The following is a 20,239-nucleotide window of genomic DNA, read 5'->3' as shown; positions in this document are numbered from 1 at the left end:
CGGTTCGGCCGCAAGCGCATCGCATCATCGACCTGGAGCCGAGTTCGGTTGCGGCTCCGGATTGCACGCGCGGCTTGCCGGTCCGGCCGGCCACGCCCCATCAAGGACTCGGACGTTTGGGCAGCCCTCGCGCCAACCTCACCCTCGCGCATTCCGCGGACAGGCCGTCGCGCGACCTGCGGCCGCCGGTGGCGATCATCGATATCGGCTCGAACTCGGTCCGGTTGGTCGCCTATGACGGCCTGAGCCGCGCGCCGACACCGCTCTACAACGAGAAGGTCCTGTGCGGCCTGGGCCGCAACGTCCTGACGACCGGCCGCCTCAACGAGGACGCAGTCAACCGTGCGCTGACCGCCCTGGGCCGCTTCCGGGTGCTGTGCGAGACGATGCGCGTCGGCCGGGTGTTCGTGCTGGCGACCGCGGCGGCCCGGGACGCCGAGAACGGCCCGGACTTCCTGCGCGCCGCGGAAGCCGCCTGCGGCCAGGAGATCCAGCTCCTGTCGGGTCGCCGGGAGGCGGAATTGTCCGCCATGGGCGTGATCTCGGGCTTCCACGCGCCGAACGGCGTCGTCGGCGACATGGGTGGCGGATCCCTCGAACTGGTGGACGTGCGTGGCACCGTGGTCGGGCAGGGCGTGACCATGCCGCTCGGCGGCCTCGCTTTGCAGGACCTCTCCGGCGGATCGATCAAGAAGGCCGCCAAGATCGTGCGCGAGCACATGCGCAAGGCCGAGCCGCAGCTCGAGACCCTGCGCGGCCGGACCTTCTACGCGGTGGGCGGCACCTGGCGCGCCCTGGCACGGCTGCACCAGGCGGCCCGCGGCTATCCCGTCCACGTGATGCACGGCTATTCGGTCGAGCCCACCGACGAGATGAGCTTCCTCCAGATCGTCGAGCAGACGGAGGTCGGGCTGCTCCCGGACTTGGATACGATCTCCGAGGCACGGCGCCCGCTCCTGGCCTACGGCGCGGTGGTTCTCGAAGAGATCATCCGGGTCGGGCGCCCGCGGGAAATCGCGATCTCGGCCTCGGGGGTGCGGGAGGGGCTGCTGTTCGAGCAGCTCGACCGCGATACGCGCCTGATCGATCCGCTGCTCGCCTCTGCGGCGGAGTTCAACGCCCTGCGCGCCCGCTCGCCCCGCCACGGGGAGGAGTTGATCGCCTGGACGGACCGGTTCGTGGCGACGCTCGACGGCCCCGAGACGGCGGACGAGCGTCGCCTGCGCCATGCGGGCTGTCTCCTTTCGGATGTCGGCTGGCGAGCCCATCCCGATTACCGTGACGAGCAGAGCATCGCGGCGATCCAGAACGCCGCCTTCGTGGGGGTGGATCACCCCGGGCGGGCCTATCTCGCCCTGTCGGTGTCGCTGCGCCATAGCGGCGTAGCCCCGGAAAAGGCCAACCCGATTCTCCGGAGCATCGCCGGTCCGCGCCTGTTCGAGCGGGCGCGTCTCCTCGGCGCGCTGCTGCGCGTCGCCTTCCCGATCTCGGCCGGCATGGACGGAGCGCTCACCCGCGCGCCGCTCGTCGTCGAGGATGGCCGCGCCACCCTGCGGATGCCGCAGGATTGGGCTGCCCTCGCCAGCGACCGGCTGCTGAACCGCGTCCGCGGTCTCGGCCGCGTCGTCGGGCTGGACGGACGGATCGAGATCGGCGGCACCGCCGACTGATTTTGTTTGGCGGACGGGGCCGATCGGCGCTTCTCACGCTTGTGGGCGCGCGCAGTCGCGAGACCGCGTCGTCAGGCCCCCCGGACGCTGGACGCGGAGCAGCCGCATCGCCTCGGCCTGCGAAGCGCCTTCCGCGGCGGCCGATCGCTTGCGGATTGCCGGCGCATACGCGGCATACCAACCGTCGATGGGCAGGGGCACAGGCCTTCGTCGCCCGACATGACACGCGGCAAGGCGGGGGAGGATCGGAGTTCGCCTTCGGTCTCGCGCGCGACGCATCGCGTCGTGGCGGTTTCGAATGGCCCAAGTCCGCGGCCGGTCCGCGGGAACATATTCAAAATTAAAACCTTTCTTTTCGAGGCACGACGCAGCCCAAACAACTCTTAAAAATAATACGCCGCCTCATCATCAACTATAGATTAACTCAATAATACCGAGTCGGATTACCGACCCGAAAAGACATTACCTCTCCAATCTCTACGAAAACCGATGCATCGCATTTCGGGTTCAGGTATCAAAACTCTCAACGGCCGCAAGTGGCCACCGGAGTTTGACCATGCGCTGGCTCGGACGAGTCTCGATCAAGACGCTTCTGTGCTTGGTGATCGGCGCGCTGGCGCTGATGTTGCTGAGCTATACGACGAGCGCGCTCATCAATGCGCGCGAGCAGGCCGGACAAGCCGATCGAGCCGTCACCCTGGCCCATGCGAGCCGGCGCTTGCTCAAGACGATCCTGCCCGTGCGGATCGAGCGCGGCTCGACCCTCGCCCTGGGCGGCCAGGAACCGGCCGGCCCGGACACGCTGTCGGTGATCGCGACGAACCGGAAGGCGATAGAAGAAAGCTTCGACAGGGCGCAGGTGCTCCTCCGCGAACAGGACGTTCCCGCGGTGACGGCGACGGTCGGGCGCCTGAACGCCGCGCACGAGGCCCTGAATGCGCTGCGTCCCCGCATCGACGCGGCCCTGAGCCTCCCCAAAGCGCAACGCGACGCGGCGCTCCTGCCCGCCACGCTCACCGCCTTCCAGGAATTCCTGGACGCCCTGACCGTCACGACGGACGCCGTCGATAGCGCCATCCCCCGGTCGGACGAGATCCTGCAGCGCTATCTGGTCCTCAAGCGTGCCGCCTGGGCGACGCGGGTCGCGATCGGGAACGTCGCCCTCCGGGTGCAAGGTTCGCTGGCGGCCGGAACGTCCTGGACCCTTCCCGAAACCGTGGCCGCCGCCGAGGAGCGGGCGCGCCTCCAGAGCGCCTGGACCAGCACCCGTGAAGCCGCGACCGACGTGTCCGACAAAGTCCAGGCCGCCTTCCGGAAGGCGAGCGCCGAGAATTTCGAGGGATCGGCCGCGGACATCTCCAAAGCCGTGTTCGATGCGCTCAGCCAACGGACGACGCCGAACATCACCTTCCAGGACTATCGGCAACGCAACACCGGCGCGCAGGCGGCCATCGTCGACCTCGCCTACGTCGCCCTCGACGAGATGATCGCGCGCGCCGAAATCCTGGCCGGTGAGGCGCGCGGCATCCTGATCCGCAACGTCGGCGCGTTGGCGGCGGTCATCCTGCTCGTCAGCCTCGGCCTGATCGTCGTCTTCGGCGGCGTGCTGTGGCCGATCCGGACGATCTCGGCGACGATGCGGGCCTTGGCCGAGGGCGACGCATCCGTCGAAGTCCCGGTCGGGGTGTATCGGAACGAGTTCGGCCCCATGGCGGCGGCCGTGCAGGTGTTCAAGGACAACCTGATCCGCAACCGGCAGCTCGAAGCCGAAGCGACCCAGGCCCGTCTCGCCGCCGAGGCGCAGCGCAAGGCCGGCATGCGCCAGATGGCCGAGAGTTTCGAGCAGGCGGTCGGTGGCATCATCGGCCAGGTCTCGTCTTCGGCGACCGAGTTGCAGGCCACCGCCCAGACCCTGACCGCCACCGCGACCCAGACCGCGAGCCAGTCCACCACGGTGGCGGCCGCCGCCGAGGAGGCCGCCAGCAACGTCAACACGGTCGCCGCCGCCTCCGAAGAGCTCGGCTCCTCGGTCCAGGAGATCGGCCGGCAGGTGGACGGGTCCGCCAAGCTCGCCCAGGGCGCGGTGGCCGAGGCCGGGCAGACCGGTGCGCTGGTGCAGGAGTTGAGCAGCGCCGTGGCGCGGATCGGCGACGTCGTCGGGTTGATTTCGTCGATCGCCGGTCAGACCAACCTGCTGGCGCTCAACGCCACCATCGAGGCGGCTCGCGCCGGGGATGCCGGCCGCGGCTTCGCGGTGGTGGCCTCGGAGGTGAAGGCTCTGGCCGAGCAGACCGCCAAGGCGACGGAGGAAATCTCGGGTCAGATCGCCCGGGTCCAGGCCTCGACCGGTCAGGCGGTGACGGCGATCGGCTCGATCACCGCCCGCATCCAGGAGATCAACGGCGTGGCCACGAGCATCGCCGCGGCGGTGGAGCAGCAGGGCGCCGCGACGCAGGAGATCGTGCGCAATGTCGGGCAGGCGGCAGCCGGAACCGGCGAGGTGACCAGCAACATCACCGGCGTCGCCGAGGCGGCAGAAGCGACCGGGAAGGCGGCAAGCCAGGTGCTTGGCGCGGCCACGGACCTGTCACGCCAGTCCGAGCATCTCACGGCCGAGGTCGCGCGCTTCCTCGACACCGTCCGGGCGGCCTGAGACCACCGCCCCGCCTGTCCCGGCGGCTTAGAGCCGCCGGGACAGGCGATTTTACCTCACTCCGAGATCATGCCGACGCCGGCCTCGCCGCCGGGGAGCGGCGCGGGCTCGGACTGCGCCTCGACCACGGCCGCGGCCGTGACGTTGACGATGCCGCGGGCGGTCACCGAGGGCGTGAGGATGTGGGCGGGCTTGGCCGGGCCGATCAGCAGCGGCCCCACGGGCAGCGCATCCGCCAGAACCTTGGCGAACTGGAACGCGATGTTGGCCGCGTCGAGATTCGGGAAGATCAGGACGTTGGCCGCCCCCTTGAGGCGCGAGCCCGGCAGCACCCGGTCGCGGACCAGCTCGGAGAGCGCCGAATCCGCCTGCATCTCGCCGTCGACCATCAGCTCGGGATCGCGCGCCTGGAGGATTCCCAGCGCCTCCCGCATCTTCACCGCCGAGGGCGAATCCGACTGGCCGAAATCCGAGTGGCTGAGCAGCGCGATCTTGGGCGTCAGGCCGAAGCGGCTGACATGGCCGGCGCAGGCCTGGGCGACCTCGGCGATCTCCTCCGCGGTGGGGTTCTGCCGGACATGGGTGTCGGCCAGGAAGTAGGCGCCCTCGCTGGTCACGATCAGGCTCATGGCGGCGCATTGCGTGATGCCGGGGGCGAGCCCGATCACGTCGCGGATGATCCGCAGCCGGGTCTCGAACCGGCCCTCCAGGCCGCAGATCAGCGCGTCGGCCTCGCCGCGGCGGACCGCGATGGCGCCGATAACCGTGTTGTTGGTGCGCACCAGGGTGCGGGCCGCATCCGGGGTGATGCCGCGCCGGCCGGCGACGTCCAGGTAGGTCTGGACGTAGGCGCGGTAGCGGGGATCGTCCTCGGGGTCGATCAGCTCGAAGTCGCGGCCCTCCTGGATCGACAGGCCGAAGCGCTTGAGCCGCGACTCGACCACCCGCGGCCTTCCGACCAGGATCGGGAACGCGACCTTGTCCTCCACGATGGCCTGGACGGCACGCAGCACCCGCTCGTCCTCGCCCTCGGCATAGATCACGCGCTTGGGCGCGGCCTTCGCCTTGGAGAACAGCGGCTTCATGATCAGGCCGGACCGGTGTACGAACCGGTCGAGGCTCTCGACATAGGCGTCGAAATCCTTGAGCGGCCGGCCGGCCACGCCGGAATCCATCGCGGCCTTGGCGACCGCCGGGGCGATGCGCACGATCAGGCGCGGGTCGAACGGGCTCGGGATCAGCGATTCCGGCCCGAACGGCCGGGCCTCGCCGTCATAGGCCCGGGCGACCACGTCGGAGGGGGTCTCGCGGGCGAGTGCCGCGATCGCCTTCACGGCGGCCAGCTTCATCGCCTCGTTGATGCTGGTCGCGCCGACATCGAGCGCGCCGCGGAAGATGTAGGGGAAGCACAGGACGTTGTTGACCTGGTTCGGGAAATCCGAGCGCCCGGTACAGATCATCGCGTCGGGGCGCTTCGCCTGGGCGAGATCCGGCATGATCTCCGGGTAGGGATTGGCCAGAGCCATGATCAGCGGTTTGTCCGCCATCTTCTCCAGGAGCTCGGGCTTCAGCACCCCGCCGGCCGAGAGGCCGATGAACACGTCCGCCCCCGGGATCACCTCGGCCAGCGTGCGCGCCTCGGTCTCCTGGGCGTAGATGTCCTTCCAGCGGTCCATCAGCTCGGGGCGGCCCTTGTAGACCACGCCCTTGATGTCGGTCAGCGTGATGTTCTCCCGGGTCGCGCCCAGCGACACGAGCAGGTTGAGGCAGGCGAGCGCCGCCGCGCCGGCCCCGGAGGTGACGATGCGGACATCCGAGAGGGTCTTGCCGGCGAGTTCGAGGGCGTTGAGCACGGCGGCGGCCACGATGATCGCGGTGCCGTGCTGGTCGTCGTGGAAGACCGGGATGTTCATCCGCGCCCGGCACTGCTCCTCGACCTCGAAGCACTCGGGCGCCTTGATGTCCTCGAGGTTGATGCCGCCGAAGGTCGGCTCGAGGGCGCAGACCACGTCGACGAGCTTGGACACGTCGTTCTGGTCGACCTCGATGTCGAACACGTCGATGCCGGCGAACTTCTTGAACAGGACCGCCTTGCCCTCCATCACGGGCTTCGAGGCGAGCGGGCCGATATTGCCCAGGCCCAGCACCGCGGTGCCGTTGGTGAGCACCGCCACGAGGTTCTGGCGGATCGTCAGTTCGGCGGCCTGCTGCGGGTCATCGTGGATCGCCATGCAGGCGACGCCGACGCCCGGCGTGTAGGCGAGCGCCAGATCGCGCTGGTTGCCGAGCGGCTTGGTCGCCTGGATCTCCAGCTTCCCGGGCTGCGGCAGGCGGTGGTAGACGAGCGCCCCGGCCTTGAGGTCCTCGGACATGTTATCGGCCATCGCTCACCTTCCAGCTCGCCCGCTTTCCCGGAGACGACGCGGTCGCACACCGCGCCGGATCCCATCGTGAGGGGTCTGTTGCACCGGCTGCGCAGGGGGCGCAACCCGCATAACGAGACCCGGATCCACCTCGCCGCACTGGCGAGAGCCTACGGTTTCTCCATAGGCTCTTATTCGTACGGCCGTCCAAAAGTGCGCTTCCCGGAGAGCGGCCGTCGCCTGACGATCGGCCGCTATTGTTCCATCGCCGACAAGGTCGAGATCCTGCTGGGCGGCGACCACCGGCTCGACTGGGCCTCGACCTACCCGTTCGCGGCGATGCGCGGGCTGTTCCCGGACGCGAGCGCGCCGGAGGATTACCACGCGTCGCGCGGCGACGTGGTGATCGGGCACGATGTCTGGCTCGGCTCCGGCTGCATGATCCTGTCCGGCGTCACGATCGGGCATGGCGCCGTTGTGGCAGCAAGGGCGGTGGTGACCCGGGACGTGCCCGCCTACGCGGTGGTCGCCGGCAATCCGGCCCGGGTGGTGCGCCAGCGCTTCGACGAGGCCACGGTGGCGGCGCTGGTGGCGACGGCTTGGTGGGACCTGCCGCACGATGCGGTGACGCGCCTCGTGCCATTGCTGCAGAGCGGGCGGATCGCCGACCTGCTCGCGGCGTTGCGCGCCGACGCGGATTCCCGTACCGGCGAGCCCTTCTCCCCGCCGGATACCCGCGGGGCCGCACACGAAACCGACCCGAGACCCGGACGATGACCGACACGCCCCCCGACCGCCTGGCCGCGAACCCGAACAGCCCGTTCTACGACGAGAAGATGCTGGAGCGCGGCGTCGGCGTGCGGTTCAAGGGCGTCGATAAGACCAACGTCGAGGAATACTGCGTCAGCGAGGGCTGGGTCCGCCTCTCGGCCGGCAAGACCCTCGACCGGGCCGGCAATCCGATGACCGTGAAGCTGAAGGGGACCGTCGAGCCCTATTTCCGCGAGCCCGAGACCGGCGAGGCTTGAGGCGCCTTATGCCTCACAACTCCAGGGGGAACGGGGTCGGCTCCCAGTAACGCTCCAATTCCGTACCCTGGACGTTGGCGGCCTCCCAGCCGTGCAGGATGCGCGCGAGAGCAGGCCGGTCGCCGGCGTGCAGGGGCTCGGCAACGGCTTCGAGTTGCTCCCGCAACCAGCGCTGCCGCGGGACCGGATGGCCCGGTAAGTTCCGATGCCAAAGATCCTGCTGATGCCAGATCTTGCGCGCGGCATCGAGTTCACCCATCGCGATATGGACGAGCATCAGATCTTCGGGTGGTTCGTGCAGCGGACTGTATGTCTCGGGCGGGAGGGTCGCGTAGGATTCCACTGTCTCGTAGTATGACAGTTTTGGCATCGCCGTCGTCTCGATGGCTCCGATAAGGTCGGAGACCATCGTCGGATCAGACCAATGCCAGAACCTATCTGCCGATGTATTTGGCCGACTCAGATTTTCGTAAATGGTCCCTAGCGCAAGATAGTGAAATATTCTGTAGACGAAAAGCGGTGTCACCGACCATCTTGGCCAACAGCAGTTCGCATTTGAGGATCGTTCTACGAATATACCGCAGGCCAAATGATGGACGGGTGTTTTGCATAAAAAGCGAATGCTCGTCATTTTATAACTTGGATGACGATTAATCAGATCTCGAAAAATCGGATTAACTTGGCGCGCGTTTGTCACAGCTTCGGCTTTATCACAATCATAATATACCTATAGCCTAGACCGAAACGTTTCTGAACGGCGCTTATGATATCGATAGCACGGGTAGGCCTCAAGTCGGCATTCCCCGTTTTGTGGTCGTAGACGCACACCGTCGAAAGCTGAGTTCGCTCCAGTAAGTCGAGGCGCAAAGAACCTTTTGCGCCAGAATTTTGATCAACGCCCGTTGCAGGATCGTATGACGTTTCTGCAACGAAATTCGGATCTTGCCGACCATTGACGTTCTCGGCGATCCGCGCATGAACCTTATTTCCGAAGTCCTGCGCGGTCCTGTAATCACCGGACGCTCGCACCTCAGCTGCGACCGAATCGGCAAGAGCCTGCACCTCCCGGTTCCGCGGGCAAATCTGGTCCAGCTCGGTCTGGCCGATCGCACCGACCCATATGGCTCGTGCGTCCTCCGCGTCTCCCAGGACGTACTCACTCGCGGGCGCAGCGAACACGGCCCTTTCGCCGTCGCGATCTCGCCCGGCAAGCACCGAGAAAAGCGTTCCCGCCGCCTCCAGGGTTCGCCAGATCCGCTGCCCGAGCTTGCCCGGCAGGCCCCGCGCCGGCTGGACGAACGCCTCGGGCTCGGCCCCGTCCGCGGTCAGCGTGCTCCGGCCCAGGATCTCGCCGGTCTCGCCGTCACGGATGGTCTGGGTCAGGCCCGAGGTCTCGAAGACTGTGCGCGTTCCGTTGGGCGCGGTGACGGTGTGCTGCGCATCCCAGTCCGCGCGGGCGTTGGCCCGGATGCGAATCGAAAGGACGCGCGACCCGTCCTCGGTCATGGCCTCCTCGGTCCGGGTCACCGCCTGGCCGCCCGAATTCGCCGACATCCAACGCGCGCCGCCGGATGGAGCGGTAGCCCAACGGCCGCCGTCAGGCTGGCCGGCAGGCGCCCGCGGCTGATCGGACCGGTACTTCCGGGCGAGCATCCGCTCGACCCGGATGAATCCGACTTCGACCGCGATTCCGGCAAGTTCCGAGCGGAGCGCGGCGACGTCTCGGTCGTGATGTCGGGTGGTTGATCGCGGCATCGGCCAAGCCCCAGCTAACGGACTAAAAGCCTACATCTCGACGCTAAATTTGTCAATTAAATCCTATTACTCCGCGCTGCCCTCGGCAGGGCTATCGCCTGCCACCTCGTATGTTGCCGCAGTCGCCAAGAAATAATTCCGCTTGGCTCCCGCGATCAGGGCCTCGATCTGCGCGGCGCTTCGCGCTTCCCGAATGACGAGGCTGGTGGCGACCTCGGGATGGGTTCGACGCTGCCTTGGGCGTCGCGCATGGTTCGAGAGGCGGAGCGTGGCGCGCTCGCCCTGGCTTGCGAAATAGAGGCTGTCGCCGCGTTCGTTCCGGGCGACGATGGCGAAGCCCTCGGCCTCCAGAAGCCGCGCGGCTAGAGCCAGAGCGGCCGATGGGGGCAGGGTGCTCATGGTCCCGCAGGCTCGATCGTGCTGAGGCTGCGCCGGCCAAGCGCTCGCGCCTTCAGCGCCAGTGCCGGCCGCTCGATCACGTACCAGGACAGGGCCGCCACCGGCAGCGTCAGAGCGAGGGCAGGAGCGAGCAGAGCGAAGCCGGACGGGTCAGGCCAGAGGGCGTGCAGGCTTTGCTGGATCGGCCAGCCGTAGAGATAGATTCCGTAGGACAGGTCGGCCTTGGGATCGAACAGGCTGCGCGCCATCGGCCCGAGCGCCAGCCACACGGAGCCGTAGGCTTCGGCCAGGAACAGCAGGGCCGGGTAGGCCGGCGTCCGGGCGAGGACGATGGCTGACACAGTCAGGCAGGCGAGGGCGGCTGCCGATACCCGCAGGCGGTTACGCCAGAGATACAGGCAGGCCCCAGCCGAAAAGATCAGCGGCAGCCGCAACGTCGTCTCCAGCCCCTTTGGCAACTCGGTGCCACGCAAAGCTATGGCGGCCGTCAGGGCGACGGCGAGCCCCGCAACGATGAGGAGCGCCGGGATCCGCCGCCGGAGGAGGCCGCAGAGGGCGGCGACCAGCACGCCCAGGTAGCAAAAAACCTCGTATTTCAGGGTCCAGATCGTGCCGAGCGGCGCCCGATACGGGTTGGCCTCGAAGACACCGGGCAGGGCGGCGTTGCTCTTGAACGTCGTCAGGGTGCCGCGCATGAACGACCAGAGGCCGGGATCGCCGATGTATTCGGCCAGCGGCAGGCGCGTCATCGCGGCCCCAAGGACCAGGGACACGAGAAGGGTGGCGGCGACGAAGCCGGGGAGGATCCGCAAGGTCCGGGCGAGGGCGTAGTCGCGGATCCCGCGCCGGTCGCAGCTCATGGTGACCAGGAAGCCGGAGACCGCGAAGAAGCCGTTCACCGCGTGCTCGCCCAGCGTGTAGCCGGTGAGCCGGGCCAGCGGCTCGTCGCCGGCGGCGCCGCTGGCGACGCTGAAGGCGTGCGAGACGACCACCGCCAGGGCCAAAGCCAGGCGCAGGCCGGTGAACCCGTTGCGGCCGCGCTCCAAGGCGGCGGCGATCGTGAGTCCGGCCATCAGCGCAGGCCTTCGCGCGCCAGGGCGTCCTGCCCGCGCAGGAAGGCGAGGGCGCCGGAAGCGGAGCCGCCGTAGCGCTCGAGACCCGACCGGCGCAGGACCAGGGCCGAGAGCGCGGCCTTCGGCAGGTTGGTCATGAGGTGGGACACGCTCGGATCCGGCAGGCCGTATTTGCGGCTGACATAGGCCCGCGACCAGGCCTGGTGCCAGCGCGACCGGAACACGCGCCCCGGCTCCGGCGCCGAGGAACGGCCGCGGCCGTGCAGCGCCTCCGCAGCGTGGACATGGATCAGGGCGCGCCCGGCATCGGCGACTCGCCGGCACAGGTCGTCGTCCTCGTAGAACAGGAAGATGTTTTCGTCGAAGCCGCTGAGGTCGAGGAACAGGGCGCGCTCGATCATCAGGCAGGCCCCGGACAGGAACGGTGCGCAGGCATCGCCCCCGGGCAGCGACAGGCGGCCGCCGGGATTGGCGAGATACGGCGCGAGCAGCGAGCGTGCCTGGTAGAAGAAGCGCCCGTCCGGCTCGACCAGCCGCGGCGCGAGGAGGCCTGCATCCGGCCATTTTTGGGATGCGGCCAGCAGAGCGTCGACTGCGCCGGGGCGCAGGACCACGTCCGGGTTGACGATCAGGACCCGATCCGCCGTCTCGGCCGCCGCCACACCGATGTTGTTGGCGCGGCCGTAGCCCTGGTTGCGGGCGTTGCGGATCACCCGCGCGCCCGCTGCCTCGGCGACCGCCACGGAGGCGTCGCGGCTTGCGTTGTCGACCACGATCGCCGGGACGTGCTGGCCGGCCAGGGCCGCGAGGCAGGCCGGCAGCACCTCGGCGCTGTCATGGGCGACGACGATCGCGACGAGGCCGACCATCGCGGGTCGGCCCGTCCGGACCTTACGCCTTCTTCTCGGGCAGGTTCAGGCGGATATGCAGCTCGCGCAGCTGCTTGGGCGTCGCCTCGGAGGGGGCGCCCATCATCAGGTCCTCGGCGCGCTGGTTCATCGGGAACAGCACCACCTCGCGGATGTTCGGCTCGTTGCACAGGAGCATGACGATGCGGTCGACTCCCGGGGCGATGCCACCGTGCGGCGGAGCGCCCATGCGCAGGGCGTTCAGCATGCCGCCGAACTTCTGCTCCAGCACCTCGCGGCCGTAGCCCGCAATGGCGAAGGCCTTCTCCATCACGTCGGGGCGATGGTTCCGGATCGCGCCGGAGGACAGCTCGATGCCGTTGCAGACGATGTCGTACTGGAACGCCTTGATACCCAAGATTCTTTTTGTGACTTCGCCGTCCTGGCCCTCTGTGGCCAGGGCATCGAGGTCGAGTGCCAAAAAGTCCTCGCGGTCGATGTTCGGCATCGAGAACGGGTTGTGGGAGAAGTCGATCCGCTTCTCCTCCTCGCTCCACTCGTACATCGGGAAGTCGGTGATCCAGCAGAACGCGTACTGGTCCTTGTCACACAGGCCCAGTTCGTCGCCGATGCGGATGCGGGCCTTGCCGGCAAGCGCCGCCGCCTTGGCCTCGGTCCCTGCCGAGAAGAACACCGCATCGCCGGCCTTCGCGCCGGTCTTTTGGGCGATCAGGGCCTGGACCTCGGCCGGGATGAACTTGGCGATCGGACCCTTGCCGGTGAGCTGGCCGCCGTCGTCCTCGAACACCACGTAGCCGAGCCCCGGCGCACCCTCGGAGCGGGCCCAATCGTTGAGCTTGTCGAAGAACGAGCGCGACTGCGCGGCTGCCCCCGTCGCCGGGATCGCCCGGACCACGCCGCCGGACGCGATCACGCCCTTGAACGCCTTGAACGACACGTCGTCCCGGGCGAACTCGTCGGTGACGTCGACGATGATGAGGGGATTGCGAAGATCCGGCTTGTCCACGCCGAATTTGAGCATCGAATCCGCGAAGGTGATGCGCGGGAAGTCCTTGGTGACGCGCTTGCCCTCGGCGAACTCTTCGAACACCCCGCGCAGGACCGGCTCCACCGCCTGGAACACGTCTTCCTGGGTGACGAAGCTCATCTCGATATCGAGCTGGTAGAACTCGCCCGGCGAGCGGTCGGCCCGGGCGTCCTCGTCGCGGAAGCAGGGGGCGATCTGGAAGTAGCGGTCGAAACCGGCGATCATCGTCAGCTGCTTGAACTGCTGCGGCGCCTGCGGGAGCGCGTAGAACTTTCCGGGATGGACCCGGGACGGCACGAGGTAATCGCGCGCGCCCTCGGGCGAGGACGCGGTCAGGATCGGCGTCTGGAACTCAAAGAAACCGCCGTCGCGCATCCGGCGGCGGAGCGCGTCGATGATCGCGCCGCGCTTCATGATGTTGGCGTGGAGCTTGTCCCGGCGCAGGTCGAGGAAGCGGTAGCGCAGCCGCGTCTCCTCCGGATATTCCAGGTCGCCGAATACCGGCAGCGGCAATTCACCCGCCGGGCCGAGCACTTCGAGGTCATCGATATAGACCTCGACCGCACCGGTCGGCAGCTCGGCATTCTCGGTTCCGGCGGGCCGGGTGCGCACGCGGCCGTCGATCCGCACCACCCATTCGGAGCGCGCGACCTCGGCAGCCTTGAAGGCCGGCGAGTCGGAATCGACCACGCACTGGGTCAGCCCGTAATGGTCCCGCAGGTCGATGAACAGCACGCCGCCATGGTCGCGGATGCGGTGGCACCAGCCGGAGAGCCGGACGGTCTGTCCGACATCGGACGGGCGGAGCGCCCCGCAGGTGTGGGAACGGTAACGGTGCATGACGGGCTTCTTCTCTGGGAAGGCCGGCACCATTCACGCGAGGCCCCCCAAGTCAAGCATGGGCCGCCGGAATCCGGTGGCGGATCGGGCCGCGGATCTACCGGAACGGACAGCCAATTCCCATATGATGTCCATGAGCTACAACGCCTTTTCCGTTTCCCCGGGCCGCCCCGCCCGGCCGGTCGAAAGCCCGCCCGGCGCTTGGCGCACGCTACCCATCGATGGCCGTTTCGATCTGGTCTACGAGGATGCCAACGGGGCCTGGAGCAACCGCTCCCTGGCGGCGCGCGAGCTGAAGCTCGGGCCCGGCCGGACGCTTCTGGGCGGCATCGACGCCCGCCGGGGCGGCTATCGCGGCTTCCGGGTCGACCGGATCCGCCGTCTCACCGACGGAGCCACGGGCGAGCGCATCGAGACCGGCATCCTCGACCGGCTGCTCGCGCGCGCAGAGGCCCAGCGCCGGGCAGACGCCCTACGCATCCGCCGCCAGACCCACGCACACCGGCGCGCGACCCGACCAGGCGCCGCGGCGACGCAGACAATGTGAAACAACCATGTGAAACATGGGGACCTTCGCACGGGCGGCTCCCCATGACGGCGGCGGTTGCGTATAGCCGGATTCATGGACCTGATCACGACCACCGCCGCGCTGCACGACATCTGCGCCCGCCTCGCCGAGCAACCCTTCGTGACCGTCGACACGGAGTTCATGCGCGAGACGACGTATTATCCGAAACTGTGTCTGATCCAGATCGCGGCGCCGGACGGCACCGGTGTCTTGGTCGATCCCCTGGCAGCCGGGATCGACCTGCAGCCGTTCATCGACCTGATGGCCGACGAGCGGACCGTGAAGGTGTTCCACTCGGCCCGACAGGATCTCGAGATCATCTGGCTGATGGGCGGGATCCTGCCGCAGCCGTTCTTCGATACCCAGGTCGCCGCCATGGTTTGCGGCTACGGTGACTCCGTGTCGTACGAGCAGCTCGTCAACGACGTGGCCAAGGCCAAGATCGACAAGTCTTCGCGCTTCACCGACTGGTCGCGCCGTCCGCTCTCGGAGGCCCAGCTCAGCTACGCCCTGTCGGATGTCACGCATCTGGTGAAGGTCTACGAAGTCCTCGTCGCCGAGCTGCTGCGCACGGATCGCGGCGCCTGGCTCGACGAGGAGATGGCGGTGCTCACCTCGCCGGAGACCTACCGGGCCGATCCCGCGCAGGCGTGGCGGCGTCTGTCCGGCCGGATGCGCAAGCCCCGGGAGATCGCCGTACTGATGGAGGTGGCCGCCTGGCGCGAGAGCGAGGCGCAGACCCGCAACGTCCCGCGCGGACGCGTGCTGAAGGACGAGGCGGTGATCGACGTCGCCTCGGCGGCGCCGCGCAACGCCGAGGCCCTGGGCCGGCTGCGCACGATCCCCGCCGGGTTCGAGCGCTCGCGCACGGGCGCCGACATCCTGGCCGCCGTGGAGCGCGGCCTGACCCGGGACACCACCGATATCCGCATGCCCGAGCGCCTGCGCCGGAGCGGTGGAAACGGCGCCATCGTGGAGCTGCTGAAGGTGCTTCTGAAGGCGGTCTGCGAATCCGAGGCGGTCGCGCCCAAGATCATTGCGACGGTGGACGACCTCGAGGCGATCGCGGATGACGACACCGCTGAGGTCCCGGCGCTGCAGGGCTGGCGCCGGAGCCTGTTCGGCGACAAGGCACTCGCCCTGAAGCAGGGCCGCCTCGCATTGTCGGTGGAGAGCGGACGGATCGTCGTCCGTGACCTGGAGCCGACGCCGCCGGAGGATAGGCCGACCACCGTGCAATAGGAGCCTGCCCGAACCGGATGGATCCGGATCACGCGGTTCAATCCTTTTGGTTTCGTCGCAAGCGATGCGGCGCCGTCCATCGACGGCACATGTTCCGCCCAATGATCCCGTGCAGAATCCGATTTGCGCGCCGGTACGGTTACGAGGACGTGACACGTTCCGGCGGCAGGATTAAGTGGCAATGGTCTTTGCCACTTAATCCTGCCGCCGCGTCCAGCGTATGTTCGAGCCGAACGAGATCCTCACGACTCTGACCGGACGCGGCCTCGTCTCGGCCGAAGGCTGCGGAACCGTGCGGGTGCGCTACCGGGTCGTGGTCGAGCGCCGGGAGGGCGGGCTCTTTGCCTATGGCGATCTCCACGGCAGCCATGCCGGCTTGCGGCCGATCTGGCTGGAACCGGATGCGCAACTCCGGCTGAAGACCGGTCGCCGACTCGATATCTCTCTGACGGATCTGGTCGGCGACACCGCCGAATTCGAGAGTACGGGCGATATCGGGGCGCTGTGAGCGCTCTTCCCGCCTGATGCCGGCTGCGCCTCCGGCGCAACGCCAGCCCCTCGGCGGCCAAGCCCGCTTAGCTTGAGAAAACGCTCCCGGCCCGCTCTAGGCTCGAAAGCCCACCGGACCGGTTTTGCGATCCCGAAGGATTTCATAATCACAGACGCGCGAGAACGCTTCTGATCGCGCGTTGCCGGGGTCGTCAGCGAGCCGTGCGGCGAGAGGGCGCACAACGCTCGACTGCAAAAGGCTCCACTTTTCTGACTGCGCGCGCCGTTTCGCAGCGCAATCGAGCAGGCGCTTGGCTGGGCGGCCGATCCGCAAGCGGCGAAGCAACCCCCGCGGCATGATCATAATCAAACCGCTTATCCGTGGCGACCGTGCAAGTCTTGCATGACAACAGTCACGGCCGCGTGAGCATTTGGAAAACAGCTCCGGCCACGTTTGTGCAGCGCAACATTTTTCTTCGCGGCGCAATGACATTCTACGTCTCTCTGTCACTCGAAAAGAAGCTTTCACCGTGTGGTCAGGACGCGAGAACTGCGAGTTGACGGCGCTCAAAAATCTCTTAAGGTCCGTTCAAGCTTCGGTTTCGAGGGGGCCGCCTCAGGGATGGCGGCTCCTGGCTACGGGATCTTTTGATCTCCTCAAGTCCGCGACGCCCGCTACCGAAGCGTCCATCCCTGTCGCAAACAGTCAGGTCGGGGTCCGAGCGACGCCACTCTCTCAGTGCGTCTGAACGACTCTTAAAGACTTGTCGGAGGAACCCATGAGAGCGGTACATCTCCTCGCGCTTGGCGCAGGTGTCGCGGTCGCCGCCGCGCCGGCACTGGCCAACGAAAGCGTTCTGAAGAGCATCGCCAACCCGGCGGAACAAGCGCTTCAGACGGTCGACTACGGCAACACTCGGTATTCGAAGCTCGATCAGATCACCTCGGCGAACGTGAAGAACCTCCAGGTCGCCTGGACCTTCTCGACCGGCGTGCTGCGCGGCCACGAGGGCTCGCCGCTCGTGATCGGCAATATGATGTACGTCCACACGCCGTTCCCGAACATCGTGTACGCCCTCGACCTCGATCACGAGGCCAAGATCGTCTGGAAGTACGAGCCGAAGCAGGATCCGTCCGTGATCCCGGTCATGTGCTGTGACACGGTCAACCGCGGCCTCGCCTATGCCGACGGCACCATCCTGCTGCACCAGGCCGACACCACCCTCGTGTCGCTCGACGCCAAGACCGGCAAGGTGAACTGGTCGGTCGTCAACGGCGACCCGAAGAAGGGCGAGACCAACACCGCCACGGTTCTGCCCGTGAAGGACAAGGTCATCGTCGGCATCTCCGGCGGCGAGTTCGGCGTGCAGTGCCACGTTACCGCCTACGACCTGAAGACCGGCAAGAAGGTGTGGCGCGGCTACTCGGTCGGCCCGGACGACCAGATGCTGGTCGACCCGGAAAAGACCACCTCGCTCGGCAAGCCGGTCGGCAAGGATTCTTCGCTGAAGACCTGGGAAGGCGATCAGTGGAAGACCGGCGGCGGCTGCACCTGGGGCTGGTTCTCGTACGACCCCAAGCTCGACCTGATGTACTACGGCTCGGGCAACCCCTCGACCTGGAACCCCAAGCAGCGTCCGGGCGACAACAAGTGGTCGATGACCATCTGGGCGCGTAACCCGGATACCGGCGTCGCCAAGTGGGTCTACCAGATGACCCCGCACGACGAGTGGGACTACGACGGCATCAACGAGATGATCCTCACGGATCAGAAGGTCGACGGCAAGGAGCAGCCGCTCCTGACCCACTTCGACCGTAACGGCTTCGGCTATACGCTGAACCGCGCCGACGGCTCCCTCCTCGTCGCCGAGAAGTTCGATCCGGCCGTCAACTGGGCGTCCAAGGTCGATATGGACAAGGGTTCGAAGAACTTCGGTCGGCCGCTGGTCGTGTCGAAGTTCTCGACCGAGCAGAACGGTGAGGACACCAACTCCAAGGGTATCTGCCCGGCGGCCCTCGGCACCAAGGATCAGCAGCCTGCTGCCTTCTCGCCGAAGACCAACCTGTTCTACGTGCCCACCAACCACGTCTGCATGGACTACGAGCCGTTCCGGGTGACCTACACCCCGGGCCAGCCCTATGTCGGTGCGACCCTGTCGATGTACCCGGCCCCGAACTCGCACGGCGGCATGGGCAACTTCATCGCCTGGGACGGCGTCAACGGTAAGATCAAGTGGTCCAACGCCGAGCAGTTCTCGGTGTGGTCCGGTGCTCTCGCCACCGCCGGTGACGTGGTGTTCTACGGTACCCTCGAAGGTTACCTGAAGGCCGTCGACGACAAGACCGGCAAGGAGCTGTTCAAGTTCAAGACGCCGTCGGGCATCATCGGCAACGTGATGACCTACCAGCTCAAGGGCAAGCAGTACGTGGGCGTCCTGTCGGGCGTCGGCGGCTGGGCCGGCATCGGCCTCGCGGCCGGCCTGACCGACCCGAACGCCGGTCTCGGCGCGGTGGGCGGCTACGCGGCCCTCTCGCAGTACACCAACCTCGGCGGTCAGCTGACCGTCTTCGCTCTGCCGAACTAATCGGCCGCAGGGTTTAGGTGTCGAAATGGTGCCGGCGCGGGTTTCCGCGCCGGCATCGTTATGATTAGAATTTGTCGTAAGAGGCTACGGCTCGATGCGAGACGAAGGGCCTCGCTCCAGGGAGACTACGCGTTGCACAACCTCAGCAACATCGTCACGCGGCCGTTCTTGGCCGCCCTCGCCCTAGCGACCGTGTCCGCGGTTGCCGTACATGCTGAGGATGCCAAGCCTGCCGATCCGGCGCTCGCCAATTCGCTCAACGCGAACGACAAGACCGCCGAGCAGGACCCCGCGCTGCTCAAAAAGAATGCCGCCGTCAAGGTCGAGGACGGCAAGTATGTCGATGCCGATGGCCACCCGACGTACCACATCACCGACGATGGCAAGAAGCTCGACTGGTACACCTACTCGGGTTACCGCCGCTATCATGCCGAGTGCCACGTCTGCCACGGCCCTGACGGCATGGGCTCGACCTATGCGCCGGCCCTGAAGGATTCGCTGAAGCACCTCTCGTACGAGGAGTTCATCGGCATCCTGGTCGGCGGCAAGCAGGACGTGAGCGCCTCCGAGCAGAAGGTCATGCCGGCGTTCGGCGATAACAAGAACGTCATGTGCTATTCGGACGACCTCTACACCTACCTCAAGGCACGCGCCGACGGCGCGGTCGGTCGCGTCCGTCCCTCCGAGCACGAGGACAAGCCCGAGACTGCCCGGAAGGCCGAGAAGGAGTGCATGGGCAGCTGATGGCGCCCTTGCTCCGGACTTTCGCCCTCTGCGCCCTGTCGATGACGGTGGCGCAGGGGGCTGCCGCGCAGCACCTGCCGGACACGGTGACCACCGATGTCCTGCGGGTCTGCGGCGATCCCGGCAACATGCCGTTCTCCGAGCGCAAGGATGACGGCTTCGAGAACAAGATCGCGGCGATCATCGCCGACGAGCTGAAGGTCAAGCTGCGGTACTATTGGCTGACCCAGGGGCCGGGCTTCGTGCGCAACACGCTCGGCACGGGCCTATGCGACCTGATCATCGGTCAGGCCTTCGGCAGCGACCTCGTCCAGACCACCAACCCCTATTACCGCTCGTCCTACACGCTGGTCACCCGCGCGGGTGAGCTCGATGGCATCACCGCCCTCGACGACCCCCGGCTGAAGGGCAAGGCCATCGGGGTCATCGCCGGCACGCCGCCCGTGAACCGGATGGGCGATCTCGGCTTGGTCTCGACCATGAAGGCGTATGCGCCCTACCAGCTCGACCCATCGCGCAAGTTCCAGACGGTGGGCGCCGAGATCATCGGGGCGCTCGCCGCGAAGGAGATCGACGCGGCCGTGCTCTGGGGACCGGCCGCCGGCTGGCTGGCGAAGCAGTCGGGCGCACCGATGACGGTCGTTCCCCTGCTCAAGGAGCCGGCGCGTCCGCCGATGGCCTACCGGATCGCCATGGGCGTGCGGCTGGGCGAGAACGACTGGAAGCGGTCGCTCAACACGGTGCTGCGCAAGCGCAAGGCCGATATCGACACGGTGCTGCGCGACTACGACGTGCCTCTCCTCGACGACGAGGAGAACAAAGTCACCGAGCCCAGCGAACGCTGAAATAATGGGTTTCCAAAGGGCCCAGCCCTTTGGCGGGGTTCGGGGGCAAAGCCCCTGAGCATTGAGGGCTCCGCCCTGGACCCGCAAAA

Annotated in this window: 17 protein-coding genes; 10 read left to right on the top strand and 7 right to left on the bottom strand. The window is 67.2% G+C overall.

What is annotated here, in order from left to right; translation table 11 throughout:
* The first annotated feature begins 116 nt into the window (after window positions 1-116).
* Together MKK67_RS24785 and MKK67_RS24780 are read left to right on the top strand one after the other, a co-directional pair.
* A complete protein-coding gene (locus tag MKK67_RS24785) occupies window positions 117-1,670 on the top strand; it encodes a Ppx/GppA family phosphatase (protein ID WP_243970499.1) in 1,554 nt (517 codons plus the stop codon).
* 556 nt (window positions 1,671-2,226) lie between these two features.
* Window positions 2,227-4,323, top strand: coding sequence for a methyl-accepting chemotaxis protein (locus tag MKK67_RS24780; protein WP_243970498.1), 2,097 nt, complete (start codon window positions 2,227-2,229; stop codon window positions 4,321-4,323).
* Window positions 4,324-4,379: 56 nt separating this feature from the next.
* On the opposite strand, the gene MKK67_RS24775 is transcribed toward MKK67_RS24780, so the two are convergent.
* Window positions 4,380-6,707 (bottom strand): NADP-dependent malic enzyme, encoded by a 2,328-nt coding sequence (locus MKK67_RS24775; RefSeq protein WP_279601804.1) that lies wholly within the window; start codon window positions 6,705-6,707, stop codon window positions 4,380-4,382.
* Between the two features lie 78 nt (window positions 6,708-6,785).
* On the opposite strand from MKK67_RS24775, the gene MKK67_RS24770 reads away from it, so the two are divergent.
* On the top strand, window positions 6,786-7,463 hold the full coding sequence (locus MKK67_RS24770; protein WP_279601819.1) for a CatB-related O-acetyltransferase: 678 nt from the start codon (window positions 6,786-6,788) through the stop codon (window positions 7,461-7,463).
* The gene (locus MKK67_RS24765) at window positions 7,460-7,714 is read left to right on the top strand and encodes a DUF3297 family protein (RefSeq protein ID WP_007564388.1); all 255 of its coding nucleotides are present in this window, start codon (window positions 7,460-7,462) and stop codon (window positions 7,712-7,714) included. The genes MKK67_RS24770 and MKK67_RS24765 overlap by 4 nt, the downstream gene beginning before the upstream one ends.
* 13 nt (window positions 7,715-7,727) lie before the next feature.
* Here the strand turns inward: MKK67_RS24765 and MKK67_RS24760 are convergent, their stop codons facing one another.
* The 6 genes from MKK67_RS24760 to aspS all read right to left on the bottom strand — a co-directional run bounded on the left by MKK67_RS24760 (window position 7,728) and on the right by aspS (window position 13,677).
* A complete protein-coding gene (locus MKK67_RS24760) occupies window positions 7,728-8,123 on the bottom strand; it encodes a hypothetical protein (RefSeq protein WP_243970494.1) in 396 nt (131 codons plus the stop codon).
* A gap of 284 nt (window positions 8,124-8,407) precedes the next feature.
* Entirely contained in the window at window positions 8,408-9,469 is a 1,062-nt protein-coding gene (locus tag MKK67_RS24755; protein WP_243970492.1) for a hypothetical protein, read from the bottom strand.
* A 66-nt stretch (window positions 9,470-9,535) separates the two neighbouring features.
* The gene (locus MKK67_RS24750) at window positions 9,536-9,868 is read right to left on the bottom strand and encodes a hypothetical protein (RefSeq protein WP_243970490.1); all 333 of its coding nucleotides are present in this window, start codon (window positions 9,866-9,868) and stop codon (window positions 9,536-9,538) included.
* Window positions 9,865-10,941 (bottom strand): acyltransferase family protein, encoded by a 1,077-nt coding sequence (locus MKK67_RS24745; RefSeq protein WP_243970488.1) that lies wholly within the window; start codon window positions 10,939-10,941, stop codon window positions 9,865-9,867. Before MKK67_RS24745 ends, MKK67_RS24750 begins: the two co-directional genes overlap by 4 nt.
* Window positions 10,941-11,810: a glycosyltransferase family 2 protein gene (locus MKK67_RS24740; RefSeq protein WP_243970486.1), complete on the bottom strand. Its 870-nt coding sequence runs from the start codon at window positions 11,808-11,810 to the stop codon at window positions 10,941-10,943. Before MKK67_RS24740 ends, MKK67_RS24745 begins: the two co-directional genes overlap by 1 nt.
* Before the next feature lie 22 nt (window positions 11,811-11,832).
* Window positions 11,833-13,677 carry an aspartate--tRNA ligase gene (gene aspS / locus MKK67_RS24735; protein WP_243970484.1) on the bottom strand — a complete coding sequence of 615 codons (1,845 nt, stop codon included), beginning with the start codon at window positions 13,675-13,677 and terminating at the stop codon, window positions 11,833-11,835.
* 133 nt (window positions 13,678-13,810) lie between these two features.
* On the opposite strand from aspS, the gene MKK67_RS24730 reads away from it, so the two are divergent.
* From MKK67_RS24730 to xoxJ, 6 genes are all read left to right on the top strand, one after another.
* Window positions 13,811-14,224: a hypothetical protein gene (locus tag MKK67_RS24730; RefSeq protein ID WP_243970482.1), complete on the top strand. Its 414-nt coding sequence runs from the start codon at window positions 13,811-13,813 to the stop codon at window positions 14,222-14,224.
* Window positions 14,225-14,299: 75 nt separating this feature from the next.
* A complete protein-coding gene (gene rnd, locus MKK67_RS24725) occupies window positions 14,300-15,487 on the top strand; it encodes a ribonuclease D (protein ID WP_243970480.1) in 1,188 nt (395 codons plus the stop codon).
* 220 nt (window positions 15,488-15,707) lie between these two features.
* Window positions 15,708-15,995, top strand: coding sequence for a hypothetical protein (locus tag MKK67_RS24720; RefSeq protein WP_243970478.1), 288 nt, complete (start codon window positions 15,708-15,710; stop codon window positions 15,993-15,995).
* Window positions 15,996-16,755: 760 nt separating this feature from the next.
* A complete protein-coding gene (gene xoxF1 / locus MKK67_RS24715) occupies window positions 16,756-18,561 on the top strand; it encodes a lanthanide-dependent methanol dehydrogenase XoxF1 (protein ID WP_243970476.1) in 1,806 nt (601 codons plus the stop codon).
* A gap of 132 nt (window positions 18,562-18,693) precedes the next feature.
* Window positions 18,694-19,305, top strand: a complete 612-nt coding sequence (locus MKK67_RS24710; protein ID WP_279594806.1) for a c-type cytochrome, methanol metabolism-related — start codon at window positions 18,694-18,696, stop codon at window positions 19,303-19,305.
* Window positions 19,305-20,150, top strand: coding sequence for a rare earth element methanol dehydrogenase accessory protein XoxJ (gene xoxJ / locus MKK67_RS24705; protein WP_243970474.1), 846 nt, complete (start codon window positions 19,305-19,307; stop codon window positions 20,148-20,150). The genes MKK67_RS24710 and xoxJ overlap by 1 nt, the downstream gene beginning before the upstream one ends.
* Window positions 20,151-20,239 lie beyond the last annotated feature (89 nt).

It is taken from the genome of Methylobacterium sp. J-072 (assembly GCF_022829425.1).
In the GTDB taxonomy this organism is placed as follows: Bacteria; Pseudomonadota; Alphaproteobacteria; order Rhizobiales; family Beijerinckiaceae; genus Methylobacterium.
This window is presented reverse-complemented; position numbering and strand designations above follow the sequence as displayed.

Coding starts and splice junctions, on each gene's coding strand:
- rnd (WP_243970480.1), top strand. CDS start 14,300: ATGGACCTGATCACGACCACCGCCGCGCTGCACGACATCTGCGCCCGC.
- aspS (WP_243970484.1), bottom strand. CDS start 13,677: ATGCACCGTTACCGTTCCCACACCTGCGGGGCGCTCCGCCCGTCCGAT.
- MKK67_RS24720 (WP_243970478.1), top strand. CDS start 15,708: ATGTTCGAGCCGAACGAGATCCTCACGACTCTGACCGGACGCGGCCTC.
- MKK67_RS24745 (WP_243970488.1), bottom strand. CDS start 10,941: ATGGCCGGACTCACGATCGCCGCCGCCTTGGAGCGCGGCCGCAACGGG.
- xoxJ (WP_243970474.1), top strand. CDS start 19,305: ATGGCGCCCTTGCTCCGGACTTTCGCCCTCTGCGCCCTGTCGATGACG.
- MKK67_RS24765 (WP_007564388.1), top strand. CDS start 7,460: ATGACCGACACGCCCCCCGACCGCCTGGCCGCGAACCCGAACAGCCCG.
- MKK67_RS24760 (WP_243970494.1), bottom strand. CDS start 8,123: ATGGTCTCCGACCTTATCGGAGCCATCGAGACGACGGCGATGCCAAAA.
- MKK67_RS24775 (WP_279601804.1), bottom strand. CDS start 6,707: ATGGCCGATAACATGTCCGAGGACCTCAAGGCCGGGGCGCTCGTCTAC.
- xoxF1 (WP_243970476.1), top strand. CDS start 16,756: ATGAGAGCGGTACATCTCCTCGCGCTTGGCGCAGGTGTCGCGGTCGCC.
- MKK67_RS24750 (WP_243970490.1), bottom strand. CDS start 9,868: ATGAGCACCCTGCCCCCATCGGCCGCTCTGGCTCTAGCCGCGCGGCTT.
- MKK67_RS24780 (WP_243970498.1), top strand. CDS start 2,227: ATGCGCTGGCTCGGACGAGTCTCGATCAAGACGCTTCTGTGCTTGGTG.
- MKK67_RS24755 (WP_243970492.1), bottom strand. CDS start 9,469: ATGCCGCGATCAACCACCCGACATCACGACCGAGACGTCGCCGCGCTC.
- MKK67_RS24740 (WP_243970486.1), bottom strand. CDS start 11,810: ATGGTCGGCCTCGTCGCGATCGTCGTCGCCCATGACAGCGCCGAGGTG.
- MKK67_RS24730 (WP_243970482.1), top strand. CDS start 13,811: ATGAGCTACAACGCCTTTTCCGTTTCCCCGGGCCGCCCCGCCCGGCCG.